General features: G+C 61.0%; 13 protein-coding genes. 2 read left to right on the top strand and 11 right to left on the bottom strand.

Annotated elements, in window-relative coordinates; all coding sequences use genetic code 11:
• Positions 1-58: 58 nt before the first annotated feature.
• Positions 59-2,632 carry an ATP-binding response regulator gene (locus JNB89_RS11525; protein ID WP_220362268.1) on the bottom strand — a complete coding sequence of 858 codons (2,574 nt, stop codon included), beginning with the start codon at positions 2,630-2,632 and terminating at the stop codon, positions 59-61.
• Between the two features lie 31 nt (positions 2,633-2,663).
• Positions 2,664-3,701, bottom strand: a complete 1,038-nt coding sequence (locus JNB89_RS11520; protein WP_135891075.1) for a 3-oxoacyl-[acyl-carrier-protein] synthase III C-terminal domain-containing protein — start codon at positions 3,699-3,701, stop codon at positions 2,664-2,666.
• A gap of 882 nt (positions 3,702-4,583) precedes the next feature.
• Between JNB89_RS11520 and JNB89_RS11515 the strand changes: the two genes are divergently transcribed.
• Positions 4,584-5,456 (top strand): hypothetical protein, encoded by an 873-nt coding sequence (locus JNB89_RS11515; protein ID WP_013342412.1) that lies wholly within the window; start codon positions 4,584-4,586, stop codon positions 5,454-5,456.
• 205 nt (positions 5,457-5,661) lie between these two features.
• Positions 5,662-5,979 (top strand): DUF4148 domain-containing protein, encoded by a 318-nt coding sequence (locus JNB89_RS11510; protein ID WP_220362267.1) that lies wholly within the window; start codon positions 5,662-5,664, stop codon positions 5,977-5,979.
• 42 nt (positions 5,980-6,021) lie between these two features.
• Here the strand turns inward: JNB89_RS11510 and JNB89_RS11505 are convergent, their stop codons facing one another.
• The 9 genes from JNB89_RS11505 to JNB89_RS11465 all read right to left on the bottom strand — a co-directional run bounded on the left by JNB89_RS11505 (position 6,022) and on the right by JNB89_RS11465 (position 15,880).
• Complete coding sequence (locus JNB89_RS11505) at positions 6,022-7,170, bottom strand: branched-chain amino acid ABC transporter substrate-binding protein (protein ID WP_135891083.1); 1,149 nt, start codon at positions 7,168-7,170, stop codon at positions 6,022-6,024.
• 832 nt (positions 7,171-8,002) lie between these two features.
• Positions 8,003-8,773 (bottom strand): ABC transporter ATP-binding protein, encoded by a 771-nt coding sequence (locus JNB89_RS11500; RefSeq protein WP_220362266.1) that lies wholly within the window; start codon positions 8,771-8,773, stop codon positions 8,003-8,005.
• Positions 8,770-9,660 (bottom strand): ABC transporter ATP-binding protein, encoded by an 891-nt coding sequence (locus JNB89_RS11495; RefSeq protein ID WP_220362265.1) that lies wholly within the window; start codon positions 9,658-9,660, stop codon positions 8,770-8,772. The genes JNB89_RS11500 and JNB89_RS11495 overlap by 4 nt, the downstream gene beginning before the upstream one ends.
• Before the next feature lies 1 nt (position 9,661).
• On the bottom strand, positions 9,662-10,576 hold the full coding sequence (gene nikC, locus JNB89_RS11490; RefSeq protein WP_220362264.1) for a nickel transporter permease: 915 nt from the start codon (positions 10,574-10,576) through the stop codon (positions 9,662-9,664).
• Positions 10,577-10,634: 58 nt separating this feature from the next.
• Positions 10,635-11,705, bottom strand: a complete 1,071-nt coding sequence (locus JNB89_RS11485) for an ABC transporter permease (RefSeq protein WP_220362263.1) — start codon at positions 11,703-11,705, stop codon at positions 10,635-10,637.
• Positions 11,706-11,726: 21 nt separating this feature from the next.
• On the bottom strand, positions 11,727-13,334 hold the full coding sequence (locus JNB89_RS11480) for an ABC transporter substrate-binding protein (RefSeq protein WP_220362262.1): 1,608 nt from the start codon (positions 13,332-13,334) through the stop codon (positions 11,727-11,729).
• Between the two features lie 58 nt (positions 13,335-13,392).
• Entirely contained in the window at positions 13,393-13,959 is a 567-nt protein-coding gene (gene ddpX, locus JNB89_RS11475; RefSeq protein ID WP_220362261.1) for a D-alanyl-D-alanine dipeptidase, read from the bottom strand.
• Positions 13,960-13,961: 2 nt separating this feature from the next.
• Entirely contained in the window at positions 13,962-14,840 is an 879-nt protein-coding gene (sapR, locus tag JNB89_RS11470; protein WP_220362260.1) for a sap1 transcriptional regulator SapR, read from the bottom strand.
• 161 nt (positions 14,841-15,001) lie between these two features.
• On the bottom strand, positions 15,002-15,880 hold the full coding sequence (locus tag JNB89_RS11465; RefSeq protein ID WP_220362259.1) for an alpha/beta fold hydrolase: 879 nt from the start codon (positions 15,878-15,880) through the stop codon (positions 15,002-15,004).
• Positions 15,881-15,898 lie beyond the last annotated feature (18 nt).

The following is a 15,898-nucleotide window of genomic DNA, read 5'->3' as shown; positions in this document are numbered from 1 at the left end:
AACTGGTAAGCGCCACACGAAAACCGGCGCGTCGGCGTTGAGCGTCAGGCAGAAATCGTCAATCGCTCGTTGTCTTGGGTTGCTTGCCCGGCGCCTTCGCAGATGCAAAATACGTTTGCAATGCGGGTGCCGAACGGTCGCTCAGCGAACAGATGCGCGCAAGCCAGTCTGCTTCCGCGGGCCATTCGCCTTCCAATACGCGCGGATAAATCTGTCGCACGAACTGATGCAGCGCTTTTGCACCGATATTGCCGCTCACGCCGAGCAGCAGGTGCAGGGCTTCGCGTGTCGAGTCGAAGTCGCGTGCCGCGACGCTCGTTGCGAGCTTGACCACCGTCGTGCGAATCTGCTCAATGCCGTTCAGGAACGTCTGGTCGAGCAGGTCGAGCGCAACGAGTTCCTGCAGATGCTTCTCGTCGAGCAATGGACCTTCGTTGAGCGACGCGAGCTTGCCTGCGGGCAACGCGTCTTCATGCGCTGACAGGCCATTTTCCCGCGCATGCTCGAGGCGCTGGCGGGCGAACTGCCGCGCCAGCGCCGCATACAGTGCGCCGACTTGTGCCGGTTTGGTCATCACTTCGTTCATGCCGGCGGCGAGACACTTTTCCACGGCCTCCATGTCGGATTGGCTCGTCAACGCAATGACCGGCAAGCTCGCATAAGCGTCGGTGCGCGCGCGGATTAGCGCGGTGGTTTCCACGCCGCCCATGCCGGGCATGTTCATGTCCATCACGATGGCGTCGATAGTCACGCCTTCCTGCAAGCGCGCCAGCACGGCCGGCCCATGCTCGGCTTCGACGACCGTCGCGCCGAATCGCTCCAGGTGTCCCTTGGCGACGAGTCTGCTGTAGGTGTCGTCGTCGGCGAGCAGAATCGTTTTGCCCGCGAAGCCATCGAAACGCTCGCTGCGGCCATGCCTGTGACCGCTCTCGAAGAGCTGGTGCAGCACGCCGACCAGCTCGGCAATGCTCGCCGATTTGCTGACATATTCATCCATGCCGGCGCGACGTGCGAGAACGCGCGCCACGTTAGCGGGCTCCGACGTGTACGCGACGATCATCGCGTTGCAGTTCGGATTGCGACGATCCGCGCGAATCCGCTCGGTTGCCGTGTAGCCGTCCAGGGCGGGCATGTTGATGTCCATCAGCACCAGATCCCAAGGCGTGGGTTCGCTGAGCGCGGCGAGCGCCGCCTCGCCGTCGGCTGCTTCGCCAAGTTGTGCTCCCGCCCTCGACAGCGCTCGCCGCACTCGCGTGCGCTGCTCAGCATCGTTGTCGACAATGAGAATACGCTTGCCGTTAAGCAGCGAGGCGGCGCGCTCGAATACTTCCTGCTCGTGCTGCGCGACCTCGCTGTCGGAAACGGGTGGAAATTCCAGCGTGAACTGCGTGAACTGGCCGACTTCGGAACGGCAACGAATGGTGCCCCCAAATGCGCGCATCGCGCGTTGACAATAGGCAAGCCCCAGGCCCGTGCCGGCGGAATTGCCGGCCGTGCGGAAGGGCTCGAAAAGATGCGGCAGCATCTCAGGCGCAATGCCCGGCCCGGTGTCATGCACGATCACCGTTTGACTGTCCACCGTCAGCGTGAGAGTTGCGGCAGGATGTGCGGCAATATGATGAAGCGCGTTCTTGATCAGATTGAACAGCGTGAACAGATAAACCGTTTCGTCGACCTTGAACGTAAAGTCCTCGAGCACCACGAGTCTGACTCGCGCGCGCTCGTTCTGGTCGCTAAAGCCGTATTCCTCCAGTGCCTTGCGCGTGGCAGCCGCCGCGCTGACGTACGTGAACTGATCGGAGCGAATGGCTTTTGCGCTGACCTCGTCGAGTGTCATTGCGATGATGCGCAAGCCGCGCTCAATGGACAACTGGCCGTGGGCCAGATGCCGGTACAGCAGTTCGGTCCGGCGCTGCGTCGCAACCGGCGACGCGTGGCGATCCATGGCTGCGGGCAGCACCTCTTCCACCCTGTCCAGAACATGCTTGAGCTGGCTGAGTGGATTGCGCATTTCATGAGCGATCGAGCCGGCCAGCGCGCGCAGCGCCCCCGTGCGCGCCTGCGCGACGATTCCTTTCAGATTGCTGTATGAGAAGGTGATGCCGGCGAAAATGCCGAACGTAAAAACGGGCAGGTAGGTGTACAGAAACAGATGCGTATCCACATGGACGGCTTGCGGAACCACAATGCTCGCGCACAGCACCGCAGCCCCGACGCCGAGCGCCAGGTTGAGTGACAACGCAACGAACGACGGAAAGATTGCGATCAGGAAGAAGACCATACCCAGCTCGGCCATGGACCAGAGCATCGAGTAATGGCCGACCAGCAGGTAGTAAGTGAAGAAAAACGGCAGCGTGTACGCCACCGTTGCAAAGTAATACCAAGGCAGGAGGCGCACTACCGAAGCCGGCCAGAAGCGCCGCAAAAGCAGCAATGCGCAACTGACGGTGCCGACAACCCGCATCAGCAGGTTCTCGTTCGGTTGGGGATCGACAAAGGTCCACCAGAACCAGTACAGCGGATGTCCAATGGTGCCGATCAGGCCCACAGCCAATACGCTGTAGTCGGAGACCTTCGCGGCTTCGGACACTACCCGGTTAAGGTAGTGGATGCCCCCTGAAATGGCTTTCATGTCGCGCTTCTAAATTTGATTGACGTGAGCTTTAGAACTTGAAGCTGCTGACGTTGAACGACATGCCGGCACTGCCCACCCAGCACAGCACTCTGTCTCCGCGCTTCAGTTCTCCGCTGTCTTTCGCCATTGCAATTGCGGCAGGAATAGAGGCTGACACGAGGTTTCCGGTCTCCGGATAGATGTGATACATCTTGTCCTGGATCCCCGCCTTTTCTCCATAGCCGTGCCACGCCGCTTTCGAAGAGGCATGGGTAAAGACAATGTCGATATCTTTCTTCTGTACCGGCAGTTTAGCCAGGACCGCGGTGAGTTCGTCGGAATTCTTATGAAGCTCGTGGCCAAACGATGTGAAACGCATGTCGCCGTTTTTCCCGATTCGCTCGGACGGATGGCAAAACCCTTCATAGCCGGGAATGGGGATGGTGCAGAGGTCAGACACCTCGGGCTTTCCGCGAAACGCAAAACTGAAGTTATCCGGCTCTTTCGCGACGAGCAGCGTGGCGGTGGCCGCTTCGCCGATGGTGAAGGATGGCAGCGTGTACTCGATTTGCGCCTGATTCTTCAACGCAAAATTCCCCGGAAAAAGTGGACCGCCAGCCAACATATTGAATTCTGCGTTGACGATCATCGCGTTTTTGTACTGACCGCATTTGAACAGACTGTCGATAATCGACATGGCTCTTGTCCAGCTCATGCATGCGTCGACTACGTCGAAGCATTCGGCATTGGTGAACCCGAGCGTGCTTGCCATCATATGGCTATTGCCGGGTTCCAGAAAGCCCCTGCCGATACCGACATAAATAAATAGCTCGATATGCTCCGGCCGCAGATAGGTCTCCGCCAGGGCCTTGCGTGTGGCCATGGCAACGTGGTCGATGGGCGACTCGTGGCTGTCGCACCACCGCCGGTTTACGAGACCGCTTCTGTCGAGCAGGGTCTTGATGGTGCGTATGCCTCGGTCGATGTCGCCGTCATAGCCGGTTGAATGAAACCGGATCATATCGGTGACTTCGTCGTTCGTTACGATTCTGGAAGGCAGGCTGACTGCCACATTCTTGATGAGCATAAACAATCCATAAAAGAGGTTTGTCGGTGGATGAAGTCTCGTTCGCGCACGTAGCGCGTGCGCCTGTACTGCGGCGCCCGCTTTTACGGCGCTCGTACATTAACGCGTCCACCGCGACTGACGAAATAGCGTCGCTCCTCGTTGGATCATTTAGCCGGCGGCTCATACCGGTAGTCGACTGGAATCGGTGCAGCATTTCCATTTGCGCGGTGACGGTGCGCAAATGACGCCCGTCACCGCTGCGCATTTCACAATGCAGCGCCGGCCACTAGCTGCAGCGCGGGCGCAAGCTTTATGCAAACTTCCGGGCGCTCCAGTGCGTAGGCCAGGTTCAGAACTCCCGTTGAATTGCATGAACGTGTTCAAGATGCCGTAGCGCGGTGCGTGCAGGAAGCGAATGCTCTGCAATATCAAGTTGAACAGATTTCAATGCGCGAAGAGTGTCGACGGATCAAGAAAGAAGTAGTGCGATTTTGGGAAAGCGTTTCTAGTGGCGTGGGTTGCCGGAATAAAACAGAGGCTTGTCGCTTGAAGTGTTAGTGGCGGGCCTGCGAGCCGCTTGCGGACTGACTGCGAGGCGGTTGAGGGATTTGCGCCATATCATGGTTTTGATTCTGCTGGCATCGATGGTCGAATGCGATTCGCGCTGAAATCCCAAAGCGGCAGAACTCGCGGCGGCAGAGTGACTTATGCGACTTGCATTTAATCTTCCAGAGACCCGGCGTACTCCCTAAAGAAGTTTGCATTGATCAAAAGATATTTCTTCTTTCAGCCTAAAGATTTTCTCTCTGCTGCCGTTTAAGCCAGTGCGCAATTCTGCGCGGGGCTATCGAGAGTTGAAAACCGTTTTGTGGATTATCTGTCCGCAAACCTGACTACATAATGAAAATGAAAGAAAAACTACCTTTGATCGTGTCGTTACTGGGTTCATTCGCGCTTGCCGCATGCGGCGGGGGCGGCGGCGGCGACAGTGCGCCAACCCCTCAAGCCGCTGCACCGGCGACGAGCGCCAGCGCCCCGGCCCCTGCATCTACGCCGACTGTGACGGGCGAAGCGCTGCCGAGCCTGAGTTCGCCGCAGGCGGGGTCGACTGCTGCCACGGGCAATGGATTTGAAGGCATCTGGACGGAACCCGCGTCTTCGTCGTCGCGCACGACAGCCATGATCGATCCCGCGAACAACATATCGTACGTGACCGGCCTGTTTTCGTTCGTCACGTCTACGTTCTTCGGTGCGGCCACCACCGCTGCGCCGAACTGGACTTTGACGAGCGGCTTCGAGACCCGCAGCAACGTGCGCTATACGGCCACGGCGGGCAGTGGCACATACACGGCGAACCAGACCTTGACCGGCAGCTATGTCGCCAACGGCACGACCGTGAACCTGTCGCTACAGTATGATCCGGCGAACGCGCTGGCGGTGACGCAGTCGAGCGTTACCGGCACCTGGGCGCAAAACTCAACGTCGCTCACTGTGAATGATGCCGGCGGCTTCACCGGCAACATCCTCGGCTGCGGCGTAAGCGGCACGCTGACCTTGACCACGCCCGGCTCGAACAAGAACCTGTACACGATGACGACGACCGGCACGACGAGCACCTGTACGCTGGCTTCGGGCGTGACGTACAGCGGCAATGCCGCGATTACGTTCCTGCCCGTCAGCGGCAGCACGACGTTGTACAAACGGACCATCGTCTATCTGATCAAGGCGGCGGATAACTCGGTGATCGCATACGGCCAATTGTCGAAGCAGTAAGGCGTTGTCGGGCCACGGTGGGTGTCGATCAGCCGTGGCCTCGCAACGGTCCCTGTGCAACCGGTTCAACTCACCCCAGGCTCAAAAATTGCGCCCCCCCCCACAGCGAAGGAAGCGACACAACACCTCGCGGCATCCCGCATATAAAAGCATCGCGACCCAACCCTGAAAACCGCAGTTCCGCGCGACCGAGGCGAGGTACCCAATGACAATTGCGACGAAAGCGAAGCCGATTCTTGCCGCGCTGACACTATTGCTCGCCGGCTGTATGACCGGCGTGACCGGCGGCATGCAGCGAGGTCCGCAAGCACATCTGAGCGCCACGCAATGCCGCGACCTCACCGACATCAGGAACAAGGCGCCCGTCACGCGCGAGCGCAGCATGAGCGAACTGGCGGCGCTCAGAATGGCGGGCTATCACCCTGAATGGCGCTTCGATCCGTACTACCCGGCGGATCTCGAAGCGGCGCAGCGGCAGGTAAATATCTGGTACGAGACGGAGTGCGCGCAGGCGCCACGATAAGCACGCCCATCATCGGGCGTGCCGCACCGAGGCGCCCCGCAATCAAAGCCCGCTTACTGTCTTCACGGTCACCCACTGGCCGTTCTTCACCTGATACGCCGTGGACGAACCGTGCTTCAGCGAGCCGTTCGCATTGAATTCGATATGCCCGGTAATGCCGTCGAAGCTGATGCTTTGCAGCTTCGGACGATAGTCGTCCGGCTTGGTCGAATTGGCTGCCTGCATTGCCTTGATGGCGGTCCACGCCGCGTCATAGCCAAACGGTGCATACGAGAGCACGTCCTCGCCGAACTTCTGCTTGAAGCGCTCGGCGAACTTCGCGCCTACGGGGGTGCTGTCGAGCGGACGGCCGTATTCCCATGCCATCGCGCCTTCGGCTACGCTGCCCGCGAGCTTGATGAAGTCGATGTCCTTCACGCCGCCGCCGCCCACGAACTGCGCTTTCAGCCCAAGCTGGTTCATCTGCTTGATGATGCCGGCCGCCTGCGGATTCAGTGCGCCGACGAAAATCAGATCAGGGTTCTTGCTCTTGAGGTTCGTGAGCTGTGTCTTGAAGTCGGTCGCCTGATTCGTCGTGTATTCGCGATCGATGATGTCGCCACCGCTCGCCTTCACGGCCTTCACGAACTCATCGGCTTCGCCCTGACCAAACGCGGTGCGGTCGTCAATTACGGCAATGCGCTTGGCTTTCGTCGTGGTGACCGCATAGGTGCCCGCCGTGCCCGCGTTTTGCGCGTCGCTCGAAATCACCATGAAGACATTCTTGTAGCCGCGGCTGCTGATAACCGGATTCGTGGCGGCAGGGTCGATAACGGGCAGGCCCGCTTTTTCGTAAAGGTCGGACGCGGGAATAGTGGTTCCCGAGTTGAAGTGGCCGACCACGACCGACACGCCTTCGTCCACCAGCTTTTGCGCAACCTGCACGCCGACGCGCGGGTCCGCCTGGTCGTCTTCGGAGATGAGTTTGAACGACACGGGCTCGCCGTTGATCTTGACGCCTTGCGCCTTGGCGTCGTCGAGCGCCATTTTGACGCCGTTTTGCAGATCTTTTCCGTAACTGGCATTGGGTCCGGTCAGCGGAGCGGCAAAGCCGATTTTTACGACTGTTTCCGCGCGAGAGGCGAGCGGTGCAACTGCGAGAAGTGCTCCAACTGCAACCGCGATGGGGGTGAAAGTCTTCGCAAAACGCATGTTGTTTCCTTTGTCGGCAGGCATCGGGTTACTGCAATGGCGTGCATGCCGGTCGTGTCCGCTCGCTGCGTGTTGCAGCTAGCTGCGGCAAGGCGGCGGCCGGTGCACGGCTCTTGTTCGCATCGACTACGTTGGGCTCCTTATTAGTAGATGTACTTCACATTACGGCACGGCGGGGTAAACCGTAGCAATCAGGACAAACACCGGCTGCCGCGCATGGCGACAGGGGCCGGTCACACCGAGTCACCGCGCCTGTCGTTTTCACGACCCGCGGTGCGCAGCGGCAACACATCGACGGCTGTGCGCTGACGCTTCACACTCATCACCCCGACGGTCCCTCGCGTGGCCAGGCACGCCCATCGAGCCGCCGCAGTATCATGAAAGAGCGCGCGCTTTCGCAGCATTTCGTCTGACGGCGCGAGTCGTGCGCGCGGCCAGACATGCGGGGACGGACCCGGTGGCGTCATGCGAGACGCCTCACGGTTTTGCGCTCGCAGGGAGACGTTCATGACTACGAGGATTCGATCACTAGCGAGGCTAGGCCTGGTTTGCGCAAGCTGCTTCGCAGGTATGAGCAATGCAGGCGCGGACGATCGCCTGCTGAAACTGCTGCAGTTGCAGACCTTGAAGCGTACGGCGCCAGCGGCCCCGCCAACAAAAAAGAACCAGGCGGACGACAACAGCAAAGCGCAGCAGCCAGGTGCGGACAGATGGTCCGCGCAGCCGCAGCCGCAGCCAGACAACCGCCGGCCTCCCGGCAGCGTCACGCCGGGCCGGCAACCGTAGAAGCTTGCCGGCGATTCAAGCCACGGCGGTCTGACGGCGGCTCTCCTCATAACGACGCGTCCACGCCGAACACCGCCGCGGCCTTGCGCTGATAACCGCCTGTTGCAAGCAGCAGCTTGCGCGAATATTCGCTCGCCACCTGCTGCGCGCGTACCTTTTCGATCGGCAGCTCTTCAACGATCTCGCCATTGCGCATGATTGCCACCCGCGAGCACAAGAAGCCGACCACCGCGAGATTGTGACTGACGAGAATCATCGTCAGATTGCGCTCGCGGTGCAGCCGCTTCAGCAAGTTGAGAATTTCGGCCTGCACCGAGACGTCGAGGGCGGATGTCGGTTCATCCAGCAGCAGAACGCGCGGCTCGACAATCAAAGCGCGTGCAATTGCCACCCGCTGTCGTTGTCCGCCAGAAAGTTGATGCGGATAGCGAAAGCGATACGACGGATCGAGGCCGACTTCGCGCAGCGCATTCACAATGCGCGCCTCCTCGTCGCCGATTGCGTTGATCTGTAGCGGCTCGCGCAGCGTCTTGTCGACCGTAAAACGTGGATGCAGCGAGCCATATGGGTCCTGAAAGACCATCTGCACATGGCGACTGCGCGAGCCGCGATCCGCCGCTGCGACGATATGAACGGACCCTTCGGCAACCGGCGCCAGTCCGCTCAGCGCGCGAAGAATCGTCGACTTGCCCGAGCCCGATTCGCCCACCAGACCGAATACCTCGCCGGTGGCCACATTAAAACTTGCGGCGCGCACGGCATCCACGAGTCCCGCCGCTGTCCTGAAGCGCACCGTCAGTGCGTCGATGCGAATCATGACGGTGCTCCTTGCCGCACGCCCAGGTCGTCAAGCCACGCGCGATCGCGCGACAGCACCGGCAATTGCTCAGGCGGGTCTGTCAGCGGCGGATTGGCGGCAAGCAGCCCGCGCGTGTAGGGGTGCTGTGCATTGACCAGATCGCGCGCTGCGCAGGTTTCGACGACGCGCCCGGCATACATCACGACCACGCGGTCACAGAACGACATGACGAGCGGCAGATCGTGGCTGATGAAGATAAGGCCGGTTTGATGCTTGTCGATCAGTTCGTCGAGCACGGTCAGCACCTGCATGGAGACCAGCACGTCGAGCGCGCTCGTCGGTTCGTCGGCGATCAGCAGGCTTGGACCCGTGGAGACCATCATCGCGATCATCACGCGCTGCCCCATGCCGCCCGACAACTCATGCGGATACGAGCGCGCAACCCGTTCAGGATTGCGAATGTGCACGGACTCGAGCGCCGCCACGACCTTCTGCCGCAGTGCGCGACGGTTCAGCTTCGGCTCATGCAATGCGAACGCCTCGCGCATCTGCTGTTCGACGGTCATGACCGGGTTAAGCGAATACTTCGGGTCCTGCAGCACCATTCCCATTTGCGAGCCGCAAAAACGCCGGCGCCGTGCGGCGGGCATCGCGAGCAAATCATGGCCTTCGAAGCGCAGCGCCTTTGCCGTGCAATGCCCAGCAGGCGGCAACAGACCGAGCAGCGCCCGCCCTGTGAGCGATTTGCCGGAACCCGATTCGCCGACTATGCCAAGCCGTTCGCCTTTCCTCAAGGTCAGCGACACGCCTCGCACCGCTTCGTTCAGCGTGCCGTCGTGCGCGCGAAAGGCAATCCGCAGATCGTCGATTTCGCACAGCGGCGCGTTTGCTTCGTCGTTGCGCATGTCAGTCTCCATGACGAGGATCGAACACGTCGCGCAGTCCGTCGCCCAGCAGATTGAACGCAAGGCTCACGAGCAGGATCGCGAAGCCGGGCAGCGTGGCGACCCACCATGAATCGAGCAGCACGTTGCGGCCGGAGGCCACCATGAAGCCCCATTCGGGGCTGGGCGGTTGTGCGCCGAGCCCGAGGAAGCCGAGGCCGGCAACGGTCAGAATGATGCCGGCCATGTCGAGCGTCGCGCGCACGATCACCGACGACATGCATAGCGGCATCACATAGCGCAGCAGAATGCGCAGATTCGAAGCGCCTTGCAGACGCGCAACCTGAATGAAGTCGGCCTGCACGAGCCTCAAGGTTTCGGCACGCGCGAGCCGCGCATACGCGGGCCACGCGGTGATGGAAATGGCGATCACCGCGTTGATCACGCCCGGTCCGAGCGCCGCAGCGAAGGCGAGCGCGAGCACGATCTTCGGAAACGCCAGCGCGATGTCCGTCACACGCATCAGCACGTTATCCACCCAGCCGCCGAAGAAGCCCGCCGTGGTGCCTATCATGAGCCCGATGGGCACCACCACGACGACCACCAGTATCGCTATGGATAAAGTGAGCCGCGAGCCATAGATGATGCGCGAGAGAATATCGCGCCCAAGCTGGTCGGTGCCGAGCCAATGCGACGTTGAACCGGGTGGCAGCAGCCGGTCGGAGAGCACCTGGCGCAGCGGATCGTGCGGCGCGATCCACGGTCCGACTATTGCAACGATCACAAGCACCATCAGAATCGCAAAGCCGAATACGGATAGCGGATTGCCCGCGAAACGCCGCCAGCGGCGATAGGCGAGACCTAACGCGGCCTGTCTGCGCGACGCGGGCGTGTCCGTGAGGAGCCACTGCTTCCACGTGAATCGCGGGGCATTCATCGGCCAGTCCTGCGTCGATTGTTCAAGAGGATGACGCACGTGGTTAGTCTCCGTTGCATCAGCGGGCGCGCGGATCGAACACGCGATAAAGCGCATCCGTGAGCAGATTCAATGCAATGAAAGTGGCGCCGATTACGAGCGTGCTGCCGAGCACGGCGTTCATGTCCGCATTGAGCAGCGCACCCGTCAGATACGAACCGATGCCAGGCCATGCGAATACAATTTCAGTGAGCACCGAGCCTTCCAGCAGGAAGCTGTACGAGAGCGCGATCACCGTGAGCAGCGGCACGGCAATATTGCCGAACGCATGCACCCACACCACGCGCCGCTCGGGAACGCCCTTCGCACGCGCCGTCGTGATGTACTCCTGGTTCAGTTGTTCCAGCATGAACGAGCGCGTCATGCGACTCAGGTACGCAACGGAGTAATAGCCGAGTATCGCGGCAGGCAGTGCGACGTGCGAGAGCGCATTGAAAAACACGTCCCATTGGCCCGCGATCAGCGAATCGACGAGCAGGCTGCCAGTGCGTGCGTCCACCATGCCGTCGAATACCGGATCGAGGCGGCCGGGCCCAGAGACCCAATGCAGCTTCGCGTAGAAGAGCAGCAAGCCCATCAGGCCGAGCCAGAACACCGGCACGGAACTGCCGATCAGCCCCACGAAACGCGCGACGTGATCGATCCAGCGGTTATGACGCGTCGCGGCCACCACGCCTAACGGCACGCCGACCAGCACGCCGGCAATGGTGGCGAGCGTGGCGAGTTCCAGCGTGGCCGGAAACACGCGCCGGATATCGTCCAGTACCGGGTTGGCGGTCAGCAGCGACACCCCCAGGTTGCCGTGCAAGACCGCATTCACATAGATCAGAAACTGCTCGGCAAGCGGCTTGTCGAGACCGAGCTGGATGCGTGCTGCCGCGTAGGCGCTCGCCGACGCGCGGTCGCCGAGCACGGCCAGCACTGGGTCGATGGGCACCTTGCGGCCAATCACGAATGTCACCGCCAGCAAGCCGGTGAACGTGACGGCGAGCGTCAGCACCCAGCGCAGAACGCGCAGCGTCCAGCGCACGCCGGGGCGGCGCGCGGAAGCGGCGCGAATGCGGTCGATTGGCGTGATGGTGGTCGACATGGTCAGGACACCGCAGCGCGCTTATTGTTTCTTCACGTGCAGGTACGAAACCAGGTCGTTGATCGGCCCGACTTCGAGCCCGGACACGCCGGGCCGCATGGCCACCTGCGAGACCTGCTGGAACATGATGACGAACGGCGAGCGCGCGAGCATCTCTTTCTGCATGGTCTGATAAAGCTCTGCGCGTTTCGTCGTAGACGACTCGGCCAGCGCGGCATTGGATTCTTTCGTCAGATTGGGAATGTCCCATGAATTGCGCCATGCCAGCATCTTGTACGAGGATTTGTCCGAGTTGTCCGGATTCCACGCAAAGCCTTGGGCGTTGCTGTGCGGGTCGATATAGTCGGCTGACCATTCGCCGATATAAATGTCGTGCTGGCGTGCGCGATACTTGGCGAGCGTCTGCTTGTTATCGCCGGGAATGATCTCCACCTTGATGCCGCCTTGCGCAAGGTTCGCTTGCACGGCTTGCGCGATTTCGTTGTACGGGTACGCGCTGCGCACGTCCATCGTCACGTTAAAGCCGTTGGGCAAACCTGCCTTGGCAAGCAGCGCTTTCGCCTTTGCAACGTCCTGGTGATACGGGTTGCTGTTGAGCGCGCCGAGAAAGCCCTCCGGCAGGAAAGTCTGATGCACCTGATAGGTGGTCTTTGCGACGTTCGTCTGAATGCCCTTGTAATCGATCAGCCACTTCATCGCTTCCTGCACTTCAGGCTTCGCGAGATTCGGATTCTTCACGTTCAGGCCGAGATACAGCAGCGTGGCTTGCGGCACGGCGCTCACGTGTGCCTTGTTGGACTTCGTCAACGCGGCGAGGTCGTCGGGGCTCAGGTTGCGCGCCACGTCGGCATCGCCGTTTTCCAGCAGCAGGCGCTGGCTCGACGCTTCGGGAACGTGGCGCAGCACGATGCGCTTCATGGCAAGCGGCATCCGGTAATCGTCGTACTTCTGCAGAATGATGCTGTCGTTTGCGGTCCATTTGACGAGCTTGTACGCGCCCGAGCCCGCTTCGTTGGTGCGCAGCCATTCGTTGCCGAAGTCATTGCCTTTCTGGTGCGACATCAACAGCTTCTTGTCGAGCACCGATGCCGGCCACGCGCCGAGCACGTTGAGCACGAACGTGGGCGCGTACTTCTGATCGGTGGTAATGCTCACCGTCGAGTCGTCGATCTTGCGGACTTTCTGCAACGCGTTGTCTTTGGTGAGGCCGATTCCCTGCAACACGGCGGCCGCGCCTTTGTCGAGCAGCACACAGCGCTGTATCGACCACGCTACGTCGTCGGCCGTGAGCGGATTGCCGGAATGAAACTTGAGGCCCGAACGCAGCTTGAAGGTGAACGTCAGTCCATCGGGGCTCACGGTCCAGGATTGCGCGACGTCGCCATTGAATCTGGACGGATCTTTCAGGTCGACGCGCACCAGCCGGTCGTAGGTGTTCGCGACGTATTCCTCAGGCACCAGTTCGTAGACTTCGCCGGGATCGAGCGTCGAGAACTCGTCGAGCGTCGTGGCAATCACAAGCATGTCTTTCGGCGTCGCGGCGAGCGCGCTGCCTGTCATGGTGACGGAAAATGTCAGCGTGCAGACCACCGCGACCGCTGCCAGTGCGTTGCGCAAAACCAGATTCATACTCGCTCCGTATCTAAAGGAAGAGAACCTGCAAACGGACAGCCGCAAACCTGCCGGGTCACATCAACTTCAACGGGCCGCTTTCGCTGTTGTCGATGACGGGCAGCGCGCGCGAGCCGGGCAGTTCGTAGTGCCACCATTCGCTTGCAATGTGCGTAAAGCCGGCTGCGTGCATCAGGCCGAGCAACAGCAGGCGGTTGCGCTGCACGTGCTGCGGCAGGCCGTGGTGGAAGTGCTCGGAGGCTTTCACCATCTCGTCGAAGCCCGTGCCCATGTCCAGTTCCTGGCCGTCGCCGCCGATCAGCGTGAGATCGACGGCCGTCCCCCGGCTGTGATTCGAGCCGCGGCCCAATTCGGCGATGTACGTCGGGTCGGGCAGGAAATCCCATAACATCTGTTGTGCTTGCGGCGGCCGGTAGGCGTCGAAAATGCGCAGCCGCATGCCGATGCTCTCAGCCAGCTCCACGGCCTTGCGCAGTGCGGCTTCGGCGGGCTCGAGCAGCAGGCAATGCGCTTCACGGTAGATCGGCTTGCCGGTAAAGTTGCGTGGCGTCGCGTAGACAAGGTCGATGTCCACACGATGCGAGTCGCGCGTAATGTGTATCAAACGAGGGGTGTCGGTCATGGTCAGAATTCGAATTGATCGAGCTCGTGCTGCAGTTCGCGATTGCGGGCAACGCGCTCGTCGATGGCGGGGCCTAGGCGCTCGACTATCGAGGTCAGCAGCAGATTGAAAAGACAGGTGAGCGGCGCAAGCGAGTCCCAGAACTGGCCGACATCCGTTTTCACTTGCAACAGGTCGCAGTTGAAGTCGCGTGCCCACGGGCAGTAAATGTCGGTGACGAGCGCAAACGCGATGCTGCGCTGTGCCGCGGCTTCGCAAAAGCGGCGCGCGATGCGCGAATAGGCGCGTGTGTCGGTCACGATCAGATACGGCGAGGCAAATTCGGAGTTCAGTGAATCCACATACGAACCCGACATGCCGTCCGAGTAGAACACGCGCGGCCGCAGATATTCGAGGTAACTGAAGAACGCGTTCGATATGCCACGCGTCGACTGAATGCCGACGATATAGACCGCATCCGCAGTGGCCACGCGGTCTGCCACGCAGCCGAACGCTTCGCCTTCTGCGAGGCCGTACACATAGCGTACCGCCTCCGTTTCCAGTTCCAGCGACCGCGCGAGTGCGGCCCGTTGACGGCCTGGACTTTGCGAATCGTCGAGGGGACGCTCGCTGCGATATTCCTCGAGACGGTCCGTAATGAACCAGGGGCGCGTTGACGTACCGCGCAGCTCGCGTTTCAGATCGTCCAGATTGCGATAGCCGACACTGCGCAGAAAGCGGCCCACCGAAATGCCGCTCGTGCCTGTTTGCTGCGCGATCTGGTCGGCCGTTTCAAGACCGAGACGGTCGAGATTCGCCAGCATGTACGCGGCAATGCGCTTGGCAGTAGGCGTGAGCGTGGGGAAGCTCTGCTCGACCGTATCGGTAAACGCAGTGCGCATCTGGGCGGCTCGTTATTTGGCTGTCAGAAAAGCGTGCTCTGGTAGCTATCTGACAAGGACAATAAAGCGAGCGCTACATCAATTTTTTAATCGAGGACTGCGAGTCAATAGCCGTGGCCGCACCGCTGCAACGGGTGAGCCGCCGCGCGCACGTGCGTAGTTCAGCGGGCCGCCACCCGTTGCACGAAACGCCGCGTCAATGCCGCGATCTCGTCGCTTGCTTCTTCAAGTGCGAAGTGGCCTGCTTCGAGCACATGTACTTCGGCATCCGGAACATCGCGCTGATATGCATGCGCGCCCGCTACCGTGAACGACGGATCATACTTGCCCCAGGTCACGAGCATGGGCGGCCGATGCTCGCGCAGCCAGGCCTGCCAGCGCGGATACGCTTGCAGATTCGTGCGGTAATCGTAGAAGAGGTCGGTTTGTATGGCTGCCTGTCCGGGGCGTGCGAGGAAATGTTCTTCGTCGCGCCAGTTGTCCGGATCGTAGCGGTGTTGATTGGGGCTCGTGCCTACGTGCCGCAGCTTCAACGCATCCGGCGAGGCAAGGTTGGCCCGCAAGCTCGCCTCGTGCTGCGCACGGTCTTGCCAGAATGCCTTGCGCGTTTCCCACAGGGGCCCGAGTCCTTCCTCGTGCGCAACCGCGTTCTGGATCACCATGCCCATCACCTTTTCCGGGCGCGCCATTGCAAGGCGGAGTCCTACCGGGCCGCCGTAGTCCGCCATGAACAGAACGTAGCGGTCGAGATGCAGCGCGTCGGTGAACAGCTGGATGGAACGGGCGAGATTCTCGAACGTGTACGCATAGCGTTCAGGCGCGGGCGTCGCGCTGCTGCCGAAGCCGGGATAGTCGGGCGCCACGAGGTGCAGCTCCGGCGCGAGAAACGGCATCAGCGGTTCGTACATTCGCGAAGACGAGGGAAAGCCGTGCAACAGCAGGACGGTCGGCGCGTTTTTGGGACCGGCCTCGCGATAGAACATGTCGACACCATCGACGTTGACGGTCTCGTAGCGGAAGGTAGAGCGGGTTGCGTCCATGATCGGTTTTCCTCGAGT

Source organism: Paraburkholderia phenoliruptrix (genome assembly GCF_019511605.1).
GTDB classification, from domain to species: domain Bacteria; phylum Pseudomonadota; class Gammaproteobacteria; order Burkholderiales; family Burkholderiaceae; genus Paraburkholderia; species Paraburkholderia phenoliruptrix_A.
Note: the sequence above shows the minus strand (reverse complement) of the source record. Positions and strands in the feature narration are given on the sequence as shown.